The sequence below is a fragment of the Pseudomonas sp. JAI120 genome, assembly GCF_014207255.1.
In the GTDB taxonomy this organism is placed as follows: Bacteria; Pseudomonadota; Gammaproteobacteria; order Pseudomonadales; family Pseudomonadaceae; genus Aquipseudomonas.
In genome coordinates, this window is record NZ_JACHCZ010000002.1 from 1,019,065 (window position 1) to 1,034,921 (window position 15,857).

Here is a 15,857-nt window from a genome sequence, read left to right on the forward strand (position 1 = left end):
GGGCTCCTTTTGTGCGCGGATGCGTGCCTTATGTTTGCTGGCCTCAGCCACGATAATCGGCCAGGTGTAGAAAGTGAGACGTTCAGATCACAGCCCAGGGATCGATGACGCCTTAATCTCTCACAGGTGGTATTTTTTTCTGAAAGACGTTTCTTACTACAACCGAGGGTGACTGTTGACCCAGCTGCTCTCGGTAGCTTCTCCCGCTGAGTTAAATCTGCTTTTGCCCTCCCCGTAATTCCCCTCCCGCTTGACACATCACTATCTCCCTTCGATGATACAAACGTGCTTTGCTGACGTTGTCAGCATCATGCCCAGGCAGTTAGGGTCTTGAAGACTGCGACACGATACATGTGTCTGATCCGCCCAAGACCGCTGAGCTTCTGGAAGCGCGGTCGGTCGACAACCGTCGATAGAAGCACCTTATGCAACTCACCTCGCGGGGAATCACTTCCCCGACAGGGTCAGTGCTTTCTCCGCATTCAACCTGCAGGAGAATCACTATGTCCAAACTTTCTTATGGCTTCGGTTTTGCGCTTGGCACCCTCACGCGACAGTTTCTGTATGCGGTGAAGAAAACCAGCTCTGCGCCTACAGCTATCCACCCCAAAGCAGTTCCGCTGCTGCCACCACCCTGCGTACCTGAGAGCCTGGTACGTGAGATGGATCATGTGTCGGCAATAGCTCGTAAAGGTGTCGACCTAAACCTTTGGTACGCTGCAAATACACGAGTGGTCGAAAAGCCTGCTCGCAGATCGCGTAAGAAGATAGCCAGCCCCTCAATGGCGGCTTCTACTTGCTAAGCCCGCCCTACTCGTCCCTGAACGAAGCCTTCCCATCGGGAAGGTTTCTTCAGAGTTTTCATGGGAGGGGCTTGACACGCGACAATCGTATTTCCATGATCTGCACATGTATCGCTGACGTCGTCAGCAACATGCCCAAGTAGTCTGGATCCGAGAGACTACGATGCGGTTTACCGCATTGATCCAATCCCAAGATCGCCATAGCTTCCGGTAGCGCGATCAGTCGACTCAGTCGATGGAAGCATCTTTCCCACCCATGACGGGCCTACCCCGTCAGGGCAGGCCTCTCAATTTTTTTGGAGGTCTGATGAAAACTGAACTGGCTCTCTACCAAGCGCTGATCTCGATCAACGTCCCGGAACAGAAAGCTAACGCAGTGATTGAAGCTTTGGAGACCGACATGCTCACGCTACTCGCAACTAAAGCGGACATTACAGCTCTTCGGACTGAAATCGCTCAGCTCGAAGTCAAACTCACCATTCGCATGGGCGTTATGTTGTCAGCCACCACTGGTGTGTTGATTGCTGCCATGAAGCTCCTGCACTAAGCAAAATCCTTAGCTCTACCACCCTCGCGGGGAATACTTTCCCCCAAGGGCGAAGTGTTTCTCCGCTTTCTGTTATTTCGAAATTGGAGAATCATCATGAGCACTACTCAAACCAACGAAGCAAAATTCTTCGACCTTCACACCACTGGTATTGGTTACCTCAACCGTATCCGTGAAGTGAAACCTCGCGGCAAAGGTAAGCCATTTATGGCGGTCACCGTTGCAGCACTGCGCGGCTCGATGGATGACGCCGAGTACTCCTACATCGACTGCAACGTGGTCGGCGCTGATGCTGAAAAGCTGATTCGTCGCAGCCAAGCCGCCGTTGAAGCCGGAAAGAAGGTCCTTGTGAGCTTCCGTATCGGTGATATTTGGACCGATGCATTTACCTATGAGAAAGGCGATAAAAAAGGGCAACCTGGAGCAAGCCTCAAGGGACGCCTGTTGTTTATCGGCTGGATTAAGGTGGATGGCCAAACCGTCTATGAAGCGAAGCCTCGTGAAGTAGAACCAGTTGCTGAACAAGGCGAAGCTGAACCTGAAGCACTGCTCGAAAGCAAAGAAACACCTGAGCCAGAGCCAGTTGCGCAGGAAAAAACCAATCCAACGCGCGCTAAACAGCAGCGTAAAGCATCTTGATTCACTTTGTTGAAAGGCACCCTTCGGGTGCCTTTCATTACTATCAAAGTCCGAAGGGATCACCTCCCTTCCGGGCACGGTGATTCTCATACATTGGAGACTCGCCATGATTCACAACTCGGAACGGCTGCCACTGGTAATTCAGATTGGCTTAATAGCGGCTCAAGCCCGTGTTTACAGTGCGCTCGACGAACAGCGCCTCATCAATGTGGCCATTGACCCTCATGAGGACCCGCAGCATTTCCTCGCATCAGACCACCTCTGGTTCGATGCTCTGAATGGGGTTATCAAGTTGGCTGAAATGGACCACCGATATGACTTCACTCCAGAGACCAGCCCGATGTTATCGGAGTTTGGACTTCTCCAAGAGTATTGGCGCGCTCGCGATCGTCTAGACCCGCAACCTGAAAGTGACGACGAGTACTGACAGGTTCACAAGACTAAAACACCGCCTAAATCATCACATACACACCTTACGGGAAACCACCTCCCGGACGGGCCAGGTGGTTTTCACACCTGGAGTCGACCATGAATAACCCTATCAATCACGTACCGTCTGACCTGCTCAAGCTTCCGGTCGTTCTGACCCCCCGGGCCTGGCAAGAAGCGGTGCATATAGAAAACCCACAGGATGTAACTGTTATCAGTAAGCGACTGGGCGATGTTGTCCTGGAGGCGTACCGGGAGCTGCATTTGCAACCTGACAGTGATCTGATCCATTTTGGCCTCTATCGACTGTTGCCTGACGGCAACAGCTCAGATCGAGTCTGGCTGGACCTGAAACTTGACCGTATTGAATCGCCGCCTGGCGTTTTCTACCTTTACATCTCACTTAAAGAAGAAATGCACACTTCTTGCCCATAACCCCTTCTGAATTCACAGCACTCCCCCCCAAGCCCGACATCTGTCGGGCTTTTTTCATTGATAGCAGTGTGGAGCTGCACATGATCAACATTCCAGGTCAACTGGCCATCCGCACCATCAGTGGCCGTAATGGCGACTTCAACGTCGGGCGGCTTTCAACTTCAATCGGTGAGTTCGTCATCAAGGACGCACTCCTTGATCAGTACACCGAAGGCAAGTACCGAGGCGACTTCCTGATCACGGAAATTCGTCCCTCGTACTATTCAACTGCAGGCCGACTTGTGGTCGAAATTCGTGCAAAGCTCGAAAGCATGAGTCTCGATGACGTTGATAACTTGACAGCAGAGGATGCCGACAAGCTCTCCACAAGCGAGCCTGATCCCATAGACGAAGAGCCCTCATCAGCTGTATCAAAACCTCAGCGGCCGCATCAAAAGCGGCCCAATGCGAAGGCTGTTAACAACGCAAACAAACAGTCGGTATCGGACGACGCCCCCTTTGGTATGGCGCCCCCGAGCTTGCCCAACAGCGCAGAGCAAGACGCCGAGCTGTTCGGCACAATCTGGCCTCTGGGCGATACAGTCAAACTTGACACCACTGTCGACCGTCAGCGATTACGCCATCAATGCACTCGCCTGGGCGAGCTCGGTTATGTGCTGGACTTCAAACTACAGGTCTGGAAGATTTCCAGTTTCTGACTAGCTAAACCCACCCTAGAGGGGCTCCCTCATGGGTGCTCCTTTCCATATCTGGAGCATCACATGAACCCAATCTTCAACATCCTGACCACTGCTGTCCTGAACAATATCGACGATCAACTCGCCAACAACGAGGTATCGACGGATGAGGAACTGTGGGACTTTTTCATAGAAGAGCTCGACATGACGGCTGAACAAGCTGATGCCGCCGTGGCACTTCGTCCCAAATACCTGGGGCAAATCTTCCTAACAGGCCATAGCCCTCTGTTTCGAAACGATACGGTTTCGTTTGATCCAAACGACAAAAAGTTCAAATCAGACGGCCCGCTACTTCCTGAGTAACAACACTAACTGCTAACACGCCAGAGGGGCTCACCGCCCCTCGGGGCAGGTTCCCCTCCACGATGGAGGTTCACATGCCCAGCCCTACCCCGCTCTTCCCAATAGAGGAGTGCAATGATCTATTTGTCGATGCTTGCGCGTGCGATGAACAACGCAACCTAGTGTTTCTCTCTGCATGGGGCCGCGACACGGCGCTGCAGGAGTTCCTGGCCAGGCTGACCCTCGGCGCTGCCGAGGATGGTCTGACCCAGTTTCACATTGTCGTAGATGATCGAAGTCTTCCGGTCTTTCCCAACATCGATCTGTTGGAAAAACGCACCACGCGACAACTGCGCGGGACGTTATTCGGCAGCTTGATTCACCTCTGGTTGTTCGACCGACGCTGCGTGCAGCCGGATCGGGCGAACCACTTCGCCTACGCCCTTCTTGAGAACGGGCAGTCACCTGATCAAAGGCTTTGGCCGCTGATCCAGGAAACCTGTCCATTACCACTGCTGCCGCATTGGCAAAAGCCGGTGATGGACTTACTCACTCAACACGACATGTTGCAGCTCTTGCCCGGATCGTCAGGCGCAGTTGCGGCATGGCGTTTGTCGTTGCAACTCGACGTACTCGAACCTGCCTTGGGCGATCTCATTCGCCAGGGGCAACTCTCAACCCATGCTCAGTTTTGAGCTTTGATCCAGGAGCCTCACGATGGCCTTGATGTTCCCACGCTTGGCGCGCAACTTCGCTCGCAATGGCTACTACCCTACAGACGAAACGACGCTGGAACTCACCCTGCAAGCGTTGGCACCATCTCCAACTGGCAAGATGCGGATCTTCGATCCTTGTGCAGGCGAAGGTGTTGCCCTTGCTGAAACTGCTCACGTCCTCGGCCGTGACCGCGTCGAGACCTACGCAGTCGAGTACGACCAGGAACGTGCCAACCACTGCAAGACACTGCTGGATCGCGTGCTGCATAGCGATCTAATGGACACTATGATCAGCCGCCAGGCCTTTGGCTTGCTGTGGCTCAACCCGCCCTACGGTGACCTGGTCGCTGACCATGCAGGAGCCTCACAATACCAAGGTAACGGCCGTCGACGCCTGGAAAAGATGTTCTATCAACGAACACTTCCTTTGCTGCAGTACGGTGGGGTCTTGGTGCTCATTGTTCCGCACTATGTGCTAGACGACGAGCTATGCAGTTGGCTATGCAATCACTTCACTGAACTGCGGATCTATAACGCCGCTGATCCAACATTCAAGCAGGTAGTGATCTTCGGTATTCGTATTCGACGCCAGGATCTAGCTCGACCACAAGAGGTCAAATACGTACGCGCACGCCTTCAGGCGATCGGCGCCGGCACCTTGAGTGCGGAAGCGTTACCAACCAGTTGGACGTGGGAGCCCTACAGGGTCCTCCCAGCATCCACTGACCTGGAACACTTCTACCGTATCAGCCTTGAACCCGAACAGCTCAGCGAAGAGGTCAATAGACTTCGTGGCATGTGGCCGGACTTCACACTGCACTTTGGGCAAAGCGGCGCACAGCCAAGACCTCCCGTAAGGGAGCTTTCGCGTTGGCACTTAGCTTTGGCCTTAGCTGCCGGCGCGATTTCCGGCGTGGTGACATCCAAAACCGGTCGCGTATTGGCACTCAAGGGCGACACCTACAAAGATAAGGTCCGCAAGACCGAGTTCACTGAAGACCAGGACGGCAACGTCTCTGAGGTGAGGATCCTGACAGATCGTTTCGTGCCCATTATTCGGGCATGGGATATGACGCCAGACTCTACAAACCTCGGAAAGGTCATCACCATCAGCTCATCGGCGGATCCACAGCCTGAGCCTGACGAACCAGTATCAGCGCCTACCCCCAATAACCAACCAAAGGTCATATTTGATCCTGGCCGCGTTTTACTTACCCAATCTGTGCAACACCTCATGGAGCGCGGATACCTCGACCCAACCCTTTACCTCCGACGACATTTCTCCGGCGACTGGGGTGAACTGCACGACGAAGACAGGAACAGCAACCAACGCGCCCTGACCACCAGGGAGCGGTTGTTCTCCAGCTACAACGTCGACGTCGGCGATGAAACACGGTTGTGGATCATCACCGAAGCTGACCGGAGTACTACTACCGTGCTGCTGCCATCGGACTACTGACCCATCACGTCAAGCTGACCACTCATCAACTAACCCGCAGGGTATTCACCATACCCGTCGGGGTGTCGTGCATGCCCTGTTTCATTCCTATTGGAGAAACAATCATGAACGACATGTCCCAAGTCCCTGTAGCTGCCTTGGCCATCGGCCTGACCGAATTCATCGACGAGTTCGGTGATGAGTTGCTGGATTCTCTAAACCGCTCTAACCCACCGGTTTATGCCGGCAACGCCAACGAAGCTCGCCAACGGGTGATGAATGCACTGAAACGCCAACCGTTCCCAGCGCAAGCTGAGGTAGTTCAGGCTGTTGCCGCGCTACTGCTGGACCGCAATGAACAGGCAGCCGTTATCAATGCAGAAATGGGCACTGGTAAAACCATGATGGCCATTGCCGTAGCGGCAGTCATGCACGGCGCCGGCTACCGCCGCACCATGGTCGTTTCGCCTCCTCACCTGGTCTACAAATGGCGGCGAGAGATCCTTGAAACCATCCCAGACGCTCGCGTCTGGGTACTCAACGGACCCGATACCCTGACTAAGCTGCTCAAGCTGCGTGAGCAACAGGGAGATACATACGATGGGCGGCAAGAGTTCTTCATTCTCGGACGCGTGCGTATGCGCATGGGGTTTCACTGGCGGTCGGTATGTTGGCCACGTCGCGCCGGCGGCGGACACAACTTTGCAGGATGCCCAGACTGCGGACGTCTTTTGGAGGATCCAGAAGGCAACCTGATCACCATCGAAAAGTTTTACCGAGAGGAACGCCGTCGAAGCTGCCCTCATTGCCAAGGCCAGCTCTGGACGTTGATGCGCCCAGGCAAGGCTGAGAGCGGAACTCGTCACGCTACCATCCTAAAATCGATGTGTCGGATTCCGACCATCGGCCCAGTACGTGCAGAAAGATTGCTGAGTGACTTCGGGGAGGACTTCCTCGCCTCGATGCTGATCGACAACGTCAGTGAATTCATCAACCTAATGGACGCCCAGGGCAACTTTATCTTCAGCGACCGCCAGGCCAAGCGCATGGAGCGAGCCATGGCCAACATTGAGTTCGGCTTTGGCGAAGGCGGTTACCAACCCACGGAATTCATCAAACGCTACCTGCCCGATGGATATTTTGACCTGCTGGTTGTGGACGAAGGGCATGAGTACAAGAACAGCGGCTCAGCCCAGGGCCAAGCCATGGGGGTACTGGCAGCGAAGACACGTAAGACCCTACTACTGACAGGCACCCTTATGGGCGGCTATGCCGACGACTTGTTCTATCTCCTGTTCCGCATCCTCACTCGTCGGATGATTGAGGATGGTTACCGACCAAACGCACGCGGCAGCATGGCACCTGCGGCCATGTCGTTCATGCGCGACCATGGCGTATTGAAGGATATCTACACCGAGCGAGACAACGTGTCTCACAAAACAGCCAAGGGAAAAAAGCTCTCGGTACGTTCGGTAAAAGCTCCGGGGTTTGGACCTAAAGGTATTCATCGTTTCGTGCTGCCGTTCACAGTCTTTCTGAAGCTCAAAGACATCGGCGGGAACATCCTGCCCGACTACCAAGAGGAGTTCATCGACATAGCCATGTCTGCAGAACAGGCCGAGGCCTATCAGCAGTTGGCAGGAAAACTGACCCAGGAACTTCGCCAGGCGTTGGCTCGCCGAGACACTACCCTTCTGGGGGTCGTGCTCAACGTGCTTCTAGCTTGGCCTGACTGCTGTTTTCGACCGGAAGTGGTAAAACACCCTCGTTCCAGAGACACATTGGCATTTGTTTCTTCGATCTTTGGAGACGAGGAACTCATGCCAAAAGAACGGGCATTGCTGGATCTGTGCCTTTCGGAGAAATCCAAAAACCGCAAAGTTCTGGCTTATTCTGTGTACACCGGAACGCGGGACACCACCAGCAGGCTGAAGCGTTTGTTGGAACAGGCTGGATTAAAGGTTGCGGTTCTTCGCGCCTCGGTCGATACGGCCAGGCGCGAGGACTGGATCCTCGACCAGGTTGATCGCGGCGTCGACGTGCTGATCACTAATCCGGAGCTGGTAAAGACCGGCCTAGATCTGCTCGACTTCCCGACCATTGCGTTCTTACAGACAGGCTACAACGTCTACACCCTGCAACAGGCAGCTCGACGCTCGTGGCGAATCGGGCAAAGAATGCCGGTGCGGGTGGTTTTTTTTGGCTACGCAGGTAGCTCCCAGGTTACCTGCCTGCAACTAATGGCCAAGAAGATCGCTGTGTCACAGAGTACGTCGGGAGACGTTCCAGAGTCTGGTCTCGATTCGTTAAACCAGGATGGGGATTCGGTAGAGATGGCGCTTGCTAGACAATTGATTGCTGTATGACCTCAAGGCCACCCCCGGGTGGCCTTTTTTTCAAGGTGATAATTGGTAGTGAACCGACATTCGGTCGGATCAAATTGACGTGGCATTGAGCAAGCAGTTAACTGTCTATCCATACAGTTATTCATCAGGCCAGTTTTATGAGCGCAACCCTCATTGGTCCCATTGCCAGCGGTGGTGAATTATTGCCGCTGTACTCCTGTCAAGTTTCTGCAGGCTTCCCATCGCCGGCAGCGGACCACCTTGAAAAGCTAATATCGCTGGACGAGCTTTTTGAAATCCGCGCGCCGCATGTCTACTTAGCCAAGATCCTGGGCGACAGTATGCAAGGTGCCGGCATTTTCAGCGGTGACTTGGTAATCGTTGATCGAAGTAAAACGGCGCGTCATGGCGATATCGTTATTGCAGCTCTTAATACCGAGTCCGTTTGCAAGCGCCTTTACATGCGTGATGACCAGGTGGTGTTGATAGCCGAAAATCCAAAATTCCCACCCAGGTACGTGATGGAAGGGGACGAGCTGGTGATATGGGGCGTAGTCAGTTACAGCGTGCGCGACCATGAGCATTCATCATGAGCGCCCCCAATACAGCCTTGCCGGTTTTCGCGCTCGCAGACTGCAACAGTTTCTATGCCAGCTGCGAACGTGTTTTTCGGCCAGATCTTGCCAGCACTCCGATCGTGGTGTTGAGCAACAACGATGGTTGCGTCATTGCGCGCAGCTACGACGCCAAGCCCTTCGTCAAAATGGGTGCGCCCTATTTTCAAATCAAGGACACGCTGAGGCGCCACGGAATTGTCGCCTTCAGCAGCAATTACGCGCTGTATGGTCAGCTATCAGAACGCGTAATGACCCTAATAGAATCAATGGTTTGTGCCAGTGAAGTGTATTCAATTGATAAGAATAAGTTGCATACTGCGGACGCCCAAAGTAACGGGGGCACCTATGGACATTGACGCTTGTTCTTACAGAGAGATCCCTTGGCTACCGTCGAACACATTCACTTCAGTCCGCATGACCTTTCTGTCAAAGATCGCGTGATTACCTACTCGCTGAAGACTAGCGGTAGTTGCGCCACGCGTCACGCCGGAAGGGGCATCAGTCGGACGCCCCAATCCGATGTATGCCCCTTACTGAGTAAGCGAACATTATATGGATTCATACCCACTGGGATTCGAGGAGGACGATCGTCTGCGATCCGCCTTTATCCGAAACCTCACGCTGCATCAGCTGAACCGCTCGGCATTTTCGAATGTTACCGGATCGAACCTGGCTTCGAGTATTCCGAAGACACTCGTACAGTACTGGCACGATCCGCATGATGTGCCGGAAGACGTTCAAGCCTGTATTAACAGTTGGAAGAGGCTAAGCGCGGAGGGCTTTGCATTCCGGATGTTTAACGACGTATCCGCTGCCGAGTACATTACTGAGTGGTATGGAAAGTCGGAGCAAGAGGCATTCGCCCGATGTCGCCATCCGGCAATGCGCTGCGACTATTTGCGGATGTGCGTCTTGGTTGCAGAAGGTGGACTTTATGTCGATGCAGATGACGTACTGCTTGGAGACAACTGGAGATACCTTTTCCATGACAGCGCGCTTAAGGTCCAGCCGCTTTGCTACGACATCCCATCTTGCAGCATGGTGCCAGCGTCAGAGATCTGGCGAAGTGATCTACCGACAGACGAACGCATCTTTTATGTCAACAACGATCCAATAGCTGCGCCAGCCCATCACCCCTTACTGAAGCGAGCGCTGTCTCGCTCGACCGAGAAGCTTTTAGGCAAAGCTCGTTTCCCAGAGATCCAAGAGACGACTGGTCCCGGAAATATCACCGCTTCTTTAGCCGCGCACGCACGTGATCTGATGATTAGGGGGGCACCTCTCGACTTCGAATTGTTAAATGACTGGGAGTCAATTGCGCAAACACGTTGGGACCTTTCCTACCGTAACGACGCCCGCAACTGGCGCAACATGGACTTCCATTGAGGCTATCTGGAGTAGGAAGTTTCGATGAATCTTAGGGACGCCTCTGGCATGTTGCGTGGGATAGCATTTCGGTTTCTACGTGCCATAGCGAGCATTTTTCCGGGTGGGAAAATCTCGGCCTTTGGTACGGGCGAAGGGCTGATCAACTCGATTTTAATCGTCAACCTTGACCGGCAACCGCGTAGATGGCGGCGTGTGGTCCGAGAACTTCGGCGGTTCCGTACGGCCGACGATGTTTCCCTTGCCTCTATAGCTCGACGATTCGCGGCAGTGGATGCTCGCGACGGCCGCGCCGTCGCCGCAACTGCCGATGTCGACTCGACATATCGCATTGGTGACCAACTTTACGTCCAGCCGGATGCAAGGCTTGAAGAGTGTTTTCCTATCAACGAGCCGATAAAAATGACGCGGCAGGAGATAGCTGTAGCGAGGTCGCACGTGGAGGTTTGGAAGACCATCGCATGCGGGGCAGACAATTATGTGCTGGTGCTCGAGGACGACGTTTGGTTCAAAACAGGTGCAGCGGCAGCAATCTCCTGCGGCTGGCGTGCTGCCATTCAACGCTGTTGTGCTGAAGGAGGTCCGCGTTTGTTGTATCTGTCCTATGAAGATGCCGGGGGAACAGCAGAACGTGTTGACCTCTGCGATGCACTGTTCCGACCGGTGCGGGGACTTTGGTTTCTCTCCGGCTACATCTTGTCGCGTGAGGGCGCGGCAGCGCTGCTACGGGCAATGCCCGTTATTGGCCCTGTGGACATGTGGTTAAACTATCGCTTTGGTGAGCTCGGTGCACTCGCCCTCTCCTCGCCTGTGATATTACAGCGACAGGACAGCGGCTCGGACAATTCCTATTCCGTGCTTCCTTACCTAGCGCGAGCGGGGATTGTTGATGCAGGCTCGGGCCCTATGGCACCCGAACGGGCGGGGGCGTTGTCGGTGTTGGCTTGGACCACCCGCGGTGAGCATGAACCGCTCGCAATGGCTTTGTCGATGCTGGGGTTGCGAGTGCGGGTGTTCGATGGTGATGAAGACGCAATTCGACCGCAAGACTTGTTGGAGCTTTTCGAGATGTTCGACGCTCTTGTTGACGCTCCACTAACGCCGGAGGCCATGGAAGCCATGACCACAACGACTGACGTAAGATTTCTTATGGAAGCGAAGGCAGTGTTTCGGTGCGAGACACGGCAGGGGGCTCTACCGCCTTCGCGCACCGCGATTCTGTCGTATGACGAGTCAGAAAGTGGATTGTGGGAACCGATCTGCAGGCTTCTCAGACTCACCGAGCCCGTGCAGTCTTTCCCAGTTGGAACACCACGGAGCCTGAGGATGTTTCGAGTCGGTAGAGAAGACGGCGCGCACCGGATTGCCCCGTTGCATCCCCAGCAGATTTCCTTGCTAGATGAGTCACCTTGGGTCCTCTCGGCAAAATATGGGTGGCAGCCGAAAATACCTTCGAATCGCCCCGTACCACCTGTAGGGGAGCTGCTCGTTTTCTCCGAAATGACTACAGCGACCTCGTCTTTTCCCACGCTCGTCGAGACTTTCCCGGGGAATTTGGTCTCGTTTTCGCAGGATGCTCTCGTTCATGATAAGGACGGTGCCCATCTCATCGTCAGCAAGGTTGCCACTGGAACCAGGCAGTACCGTTCGGGAGCCTTCGCGTCAAAACGACTGTTCGGATACGGTCGCTTTGAGGCTGAGATAAAAGCCGCCAGCGGATCTGGCCTCATCACTGGTTTTTTCCTTCACCGAGATGCACCGAGGCAAGAGATTGATGTAGAACTGGCAGGAGATGATCCTCGAAGCATGCTGGTAAACGTCTACTTCAACCCAGGTGACGATGACGCAGCAATGAACTTCGGCTATAGGGGTTCGCCTTGTCGTATCGACCTCGGCTTCGATGCTACTTCGGACTTCCATGTCTACACGGTTGACTGGCGACCGGACCGTATCATGTGGTCAGTGGACGGCCATGTCGTGCATGAGCGTGTAGGCTGGGACCCCACTCCAATTCCACATCTTCCAATGCGACTCCACGCAAATCTCTGGGCTCCTCGGTCCGAAGAGCTCGCAGGACGACTCGATCCCCATCTCTTGCCAGCGACAGCGCGTTTCAAAAATGTCTCGGTGTGGGCGTGACTCCAATCGTAGTTACACGGTGGCGTGTGCAAAGTAAGGTTAAAACCCTCTAGCTGGAATTAGTCGCACCAGGTCCACCCAAGCCGCCCGTACCCAAAGATGGATTCTGACCTAGGAGTTGATGTGTATGCGTGCGTAATTGCATTCCACTTGACCACCCGTTTGCAATGCCACTGACCAGTCAATTGCATTCGACCTGACCAGGCGTATGCGTTGGACTTGACCAGCACGCTAGGAGTCTTTCACCGGCAGAAGTCGGCCAAGAGCAGACTTCAGCTATCTACCAGGCGATATAGCGCTTGAGCGTGGGATGTCGCTAGCCCTGTACGCTGCAAATTTCGGCGACTTTGCGAGCTGGGAAGCGCGGTTGCGGCGATCACAAGACTGCCGTGTTTTTTTGCTTGCTCTACCCGATGAGATATCAGGGCTCCATGGTAGCCCTGGCCTCGTGCATTTTTTCGGGTGGCAGCCGTCCCAAGGTAGGCAACTCCATTGCAGGCCAGGTACATCAACGCTCCTGCCACGACCTTTCCATCAGCTTTAAGAACGTAGATTTTCAGACGTTCATTTGACATCAGTCCTGCGAACGAAGCCTGGCTCAACTGAAGATGCTCTGGCTTGGTATGAAATCCACTCGCATGCACGGTTGCGAACTCAGGAAGCGTTTGTGAGGTGGCTTCTTCGATTTCGAATGAGTGGTGATTCAAGACCACATTTTCGATGGTGCACGCGAGTTGCAGATGCGTCCACCCCCTCAGACGCTCCAGCCGCCTCTCACCCACCAAAGCGTACTGTTTCAAAGTCGAGGCCTTTCCGATAAGAGGCGTTACTGTCGAATACTCTGCTGACTCCTTGAGCAAGCTCAGTAGTGGCTTGGGTCTGTCAGTACTATCGCCGTAGATGCGATTGAGCATCGGGCTAGGTGATGCCTTCACCTGAAAGCATGGAAAAGCTTCGTTGAAAAACACACGAGCACCAAAAGGGTTTCCACTTATCCGAGACAAACTCTCGACGCGGGCACACAAATACTCGCTTTCTGCGGCCTCAATCGCATGAGCCATTCCGACATTCATGTGCATAGTCCTTATTGCGTGATGTCCCAGAAGGGTAGCGGCAAATTCAACAATACACACCTCCAAACACACAGCTGGTAGATAACCTGCTCCGGTGTCCCTTTGGGATCGATAACTGCCTGTCGCGAAGGGCTGCAATCGGCCAATTGATGCCTGTCGTGAACGACCGTTTAACCCCACGCCTGAATGGATTGCAAACTGCTGACACGCGTGGATTCTGTTTTCGATTCGTTTAATGCCGTCGTTGCCAGACCATGAGCAGAGAGGAAACAACCGCTCGAAAACTCGAACCGTAGACTCGAGGGCCAGTGGGTAGTCGGAGTCATATTCCTGCAACCATCAAATCCAGATTCTGCACCGCCGCTCCAGCGGCTCCCTTCCCGAGATTGTCAAGCACCGCAGCCAACACAACCTGCCCTGTTTCATCATTTGCACACACCACCAATCGCAAACTATCAGTCCCGTTGAGCGCCTGAGGATCAAGGTGGGTCAACCCTTTGGCCTCCTGCATCGACATCACCTGTACATGGTCTGCATCGATGTAGTGCTGCGTAAGGCACGCATGCAGCCGCACCGCATCCATGCCCGCCGCCAACAACCGAAGTTGCAACGGTATGGTCAGCACGATCCCCTGCCGAAAAGCCCCATAGGCCGGCACAAACATCGGCCGTTCCATCAGACCGCTTTGCTGCTCAATCTCCGGAATATGTTTGTGTGCCAGCCCCAGGCCATAAACCTGAAACGCCGGCGCCTGTGATGCGCCTTCTCCCTCATGCTCTTGCACTCCGGCGCGCCCTTTTCCGGAATAGCCCGACACCGCATGAATGTTCGTCGGGAAGTCCCTGGGCAGTAACCCGGCCTGCAGCAATGGGCGCAGCAGCCCTATCGCCCCCGTGGGATAGCAACCGGGATTGCTGACCCGCCGCGCCGTGGCGATGCGTTGGGCCTGCTGCGCGTCCATCTCGGCAAAACCATAGGTCCAGTCTGGATGAGTGCGGTGCGCCGAACTCGCATCGATCACCCGAACGGCGGGGTTTTCGATGCTCGCTACAGCGTCGCGGGCGGCTTCGTCGGGCAAGCAGAGAATCGCGATGTCGCAGGCGTTGATGATTTCGGCACGACGTTGCGGATCCTTGCGGTGTTCGGGGCTGAGGGTGATGAGCCGCAGATCGGTCCTGCCTCTTAAACGTTGGTGGATTTGCAACCCGGTGGTGCCTTGGTCGCCGTCGATGAATACAAGGGGGCTTGCCATGGAATGCTCTCGCACATAGGAAATCAGGAGCTCCAATCATCAATAGGGGGCTAAGATAGGAAAAGTTGAATTTCTAAACGATGAAATTCAGTTTTTCTGAACAAGGAATGACTCATGCGCGAAATCAGCCTGGACCGTCTGCGCACGTTGGTGGCCATTGCCGACCTGGGTTCGTTTGCCGAGGCGGCCCGTGTGCTACACCTCGCGCCACCCACGGTCAGTTTGCATATCGCCGACCTGGAGTCGCGGGTTGGCGGCAAGCTGTTGTCGCGCACGCGTGGGCGCATTCAGCCGTCGGCGATTGGAGAAACGCTGGTGGAACGCGCGCGGCGCCTGTTGGCGGATGCAGAGCAAGCGCTTGAGGACGTGCAGCGTCAGGTGCAGGGCTTGGCCGGGCGTGTGCGACTGGGTGCCTCCACCGGGGCGATCGCCCAGCTGATGCCGCAAGCGTTGGAGACATTGAGCCAACGCCATCCCGCTATCGATGTGCGGGTCGCGGTGCTCACGTCGCAGGAAACATTGAAGAAGCTTGCCGAGGGCTCTTTGGAGATCGGTCTGGTCGCGCTGCCACAGACCCCGGTGAAGGGATTGCGCATCGAGCCCTGGCGGCGGGACCCGGTCATGGCTTTCTTGCCGGCACGCTGGGATTGCCCGGATGTGGTGAACCCTGGTTGGTTGGCCGCTCAACCATTGATTCTGAATGACAACACTACTCGGCTTTCGCGCCTGACCTCGGAGTGGTTCGCCAGTGATGGACGGCAGCCCACGCCGCGTATTCAACTGAACTATAACGATGCGATCAAAAGCCTAGTGGCGGCCGGTTATGGTGCGACGTTGTTGCCGCATGAAGCCTCCACGCCATTGCCCGATACCAGGATCGTCATGCGGCCATTACAGCCCTTATTGTGGCGTCAACTCGGTATTGCCCACCGTGGTGGGGGCGTCGAGCGGCCGACGCAACATGTGCTGGAAGTGTTGTGGGGGTTAAGCGCGGGCTAGTGCGATGTTGTCAGAGAAAG

At 54.8% G+C, this 15,857-nt stretch carries 16 protein-coding genes and 1 pseudogene; 15 read left to right on the forward strand and 2 right to left on the reverse strand.

The annotated features are described in order from the left end of the window. The first annotated feature begins 503 nt into the window (after positions 1-503). The 14 genes and pseudogenes from HDC32_RS16550 (at position 504) to HDC32_RS16615 (ending at position 12,513) form a co-directional block, all read left to right on the forward strand. A complete protein-coding gene (locus HDC32_RS16550; RefSeq protein ID WP_184744744.1) occupies positions 504-803 on the forward strand; it encodes a hypothetical protein in 300 nt (99 codons plus the stop codon). Positions 804-1,110: 307 nt separating this feature from the next. Further along, on the forward strand, positions 1,111-1,350 hold the full coding sequence (locus tag HDC32_RS16555) for a hypothetical protein (RefSeq protein WP_184744746.1): 240 nt from the start codon (positions 1,111-1,113) through the stop codon (positions 1,348-1,350). A 96-nt stretch (positions 1,351-1,446) separates the two neighbouring features. Beyond that, complete coding sequence (locus HDC32_RS16560; protein WP_184744748.1) at positions 1,447-1,989, forward strand: STY4534 family ICE replication protein; 543 nt, start codon at positions 1,447-1,449, stop codon at positions 1,987-1,989. A gap of 106 nt (positions 1,990-2,095) precedes the next feature. Beyond that, complete coding sequence (locus tag HDC32_RS16565; protein WP_184744750.1) at positions 2,096-2,416, forward strand: hypothetical protein; 321 nt, start codon at positions 2,096-2,098, stop codon at positions 2,414-2,416. A gap of 101 nt (positions 2,417-2,517) precedes the next feature. Beyond that, a complete protein-coding gene (locus tag HDC32_RS16570; RefSeq protein WP_184744752.1) occupies positions 2,518-2,853 on the forward strand; it encodes a hypothetical protein in 336 nt (111 codons plus the stop codon). Positions 2,854-2,933: 80 nt separating this feature from the next. Continuing rightward, entirely contained in the window at positions 2,934-3,551 is a 618-nt protein-coding gene (locus HDC32_RS16575; RefSeq protein ID WP_184744754.1) for a DUF3275 family protein, read from the forward strand. Positions 3,552-3,614: 63 nt separating this feature from the next. Then, on the forward strand, positions 3,615-3,893 hold the full coding sequence (locus HDC32_RS16580; protein ID WP_184744756.1) for a hypothetical protein: 279 nt from the start codon (positions 3,615-3,617) through the stop codon (positions 3,891-3,893). Between the two features lie 74 nt (positions 3,894-3,967). After that, positions 3,968-4,567: a hypothetical protein gene (locus HDC32_RS16585; protein WP_184744758.1), complete on the forward strand. Its 600-nt coding sequence runs from the start codon at positions 3,968-3,970 to the stop codon at positions 4,565-4,567. Positions 4,568-4,589: 22 nt separating this feature from the next. Then, positions 4,590-6,047 (forward strand): DUF6094 domain-containing protein, encoded by a 1,458-nt coding sequence (locus tag HDC32_RS16590; RefSeq protein ID WP_184744760.1) that lies wholly within the window; start codon positions 4,590-4,592, stop codon positions 6,045-6,047. Between the two features lie 104 nt (positions 6,048-6,151). Then, positions 6,152-8,392: an SNF2-related protein gene (locus HDC32_RS16595; RefSeq protein ID WP_409438483.1), complete on the forward strand. Its 2,241-nt coding sequence runs from the start codon at positions 6,152-6,154 to the stop codon at positions 8,390-8,392. Between the two features lie 137 nt (positions 8,393-8,529). After that, complete coding sequence (locus HDC32_RS16600) at positions 8,530-8,964, forward strand: LexA family transcriptional regulator (protein WP_184744762.1); 435 nt, start codon at positions 8,530-8,532, stop codon at positions 8,962-8,964. Next, positions 8,961-9,338, forward strand: a pseudogene (locus HDC32_RS16605) (DNA polymerase V subunit UmuC); the annotation flags it as partial. The gene HDC32_RS16600 and the pseudogene HDC32_RS16605, both read left to right, overlap by 4 nt. Positions 9,339-9,540: 202 nt before the next feature. Further along, positions 9,541-10,374, forward strand: a complete 834-nt coding sequence (locus HDC32_RS16610; protein WP_184744766.1) for a glycosyltransferase family 32 protein — start codon at positions 9,541-9,543, stop codon at positions 10,372-10,374. Positions 10,375-10,398: 24 nt separating this feature from the next. Further along, the gene (locus HDC32_RS16615) at positions 10,399-12,513 is read left to right on the forward strand and encodes a family 16 glycosylhydrolase (RefSeq protein ID WP_184744768.1); all 2,115 of its coding nucleotides are present in this window, start codon (positions 10,399-10,401) and stop codon (positions 12,511-12,513) included. A gap of 272 nt (positions 12,514-12,785) precedes the next feature. Here the strand turns inward: HDC32_RS16615 and HDC32_RS16620 are convergent, their stop codons facing one another. Both HDC32_RS16620 and argC read right to left on the reverse strand, forming a co-directional pair. After that, positions 12,786-13,586 (reverse strand): GNAT family N-acetyltransferase, encoded by an 801-nt coding sequence (locus tag HDC32_RS16620; RefSeq protein WP_128191637.1) that lies wholly within the window; start codon positions 13,584-13,586, stop codon positions 12,786-12,788. A 322-nt stretch (positions 13,587-13,908) separates the two neighbouring features. Further along, positions 13,909-14,838, reverse strand: coding sequence for an N-acetyl-gamma-glutamyl-phosphate reductase (argC, locus tag HDC32_RS16625; protein WP_184744770.1), 930 nt, complete (start codon positions 14,836-14,838; stop codon positions 13,909-13,911). A 114-nt stretch (positions 14,839-14,952) separates the two neighbouring features. Between argC and HDC32_RS16630 the strand changes: the two genes are divergently transcribed. After that, on the forward strand, positions 14,953-15,837 hold the full coding sequence (locus HDC32_RS16630) for a LysR family transcriptional regulator (RefSeq protein WP_184744773.1): 885 nt from the start codon (positions 14,953-14,955) through the stop codon (positions 15,835-15,837). The last annotated feature ends 20 nt before the right edge of the window (positions 15,838-15,857 follow it).

What these genes read in the sequence shown, in the direction of transcription:
- HDC32_RS16550 (WP_184744744.1), top strand. Translation starts at nt 504, where the DNA reads ATGTCCAAACTTTCTTATGGCTTCGGTTTTGCGCTTGGCACCCTCACG.
- HDC32_RS16555 (WP_184744746.1), top strand. Translation starts at nt 1,111, where the DNA reads ATGAAAACTGAACTGGCTCTCTACCAAGCGCTGATCTCGATCAACGTC.
- HDC32_RS16560 (WP_184744748.1), top strand. Translation starts at nt 1,447, where the DNA reads ATGAGCACTACTCAAACCAACGAAGCAAAATTCTTCGACCTTCACACC.
- HDC32_RS16565 (WP_184744750.1), top strand. Translation starts at nt 2,096, where the DNA reads ATGATTCACAACTCGGAACGGCTGCCACTGGTAATTCAGATTGGCTTA.
- HDC32_RS16570 (WP_184744752.1), top strand. Translation starts at nt 2,518, where the DNA reads ATGAATAACCCTATCAATCACGTACCGTCTGACCTGCTCAAGCTTCCG.
- HDC32_RS16575 (WP_184744754.1), top strand. Translation starts at nt 2,934, where the DNA reads ATGATCAACATTCCAGGTCAACTGGCCATCCGCACCATCAGTGGCCGT.
- HDC32_RS16580 (WP_184744756.1), top strand. Translation starts at nt 3,615, where the DNA reads ATGAACCCAATCTTCAACATCCTGACCACTGCTGTCCTGAACAATATC.
- HDC32_RS16585 (WP_184744758.1), top strand. Translation starts at nt 3,968, where the DNA reads ATGCCCAGCCCTACCCCGCTCTTCCCAATAGAGGAGTGCAATGATCTA.
- HDC32_RS16590 (WP_184744760.1), top strand. Translation starts at nt 4,590, where the DNA reads ATGGCCTTGATGTTCCCACGCTTGGCGCGCAACTTCGCTCGCAATGGC.
- HDC32_RS16595 (WP_409438483.1), top strand. Translation starts at nt 6,152, where the DNA reads ATGAACGACATGTCCCAAGTCCCTGTAGCTGCCTTGGCCATCGGCCTG.
- HDC32_RS16600 (WP_184744762.1), top strand. Translation starts at nt 8,530, where the DNA reads ATGAGCGCAACCCTCATTGGTCCCATTGCCAGCGGTGGTGAATTATTG.
- HDC32_RS16610 (WP_184744766.1), top strand. Translation starts at nt 9,541, where the DNA reads ATGGATTCATACCCACTGGGATTCGAGGAGGACGATCGTCTGCGATCC.
- HDC32_RS16615 (WP_184744768.1), top strand. Translation starts at nt 10,399, where the DNA reads ATGAATCTTAGGGACGCCTCTGGCATGTTGCGTGGGATAGCATTTCGG.
- HDC32_RS16620 (WP_128191637.1), bottom strand. Translation starts at nt 13,586, where the DNA reads ATGAATGTCGGAATGGCTCATGCGATTGAGGCCGCAGAAAGCGAGTAT.
- argC (WP_184744770.1), bottom strand. Translation starts at nt 14,838, where the DNA reads ATGGCAAGCCCCCTTGTATTCATCGACGGCGACCAAGGCACCACCGGG.
- HDC32_RS16630 (WP_184744773.1), top strand. Translation starts at nt 14,953, where the DNA reads ATGCGCGAAATCAGCCTGGACCGTCTGCGCACGTTGGTGGCCATTGCC.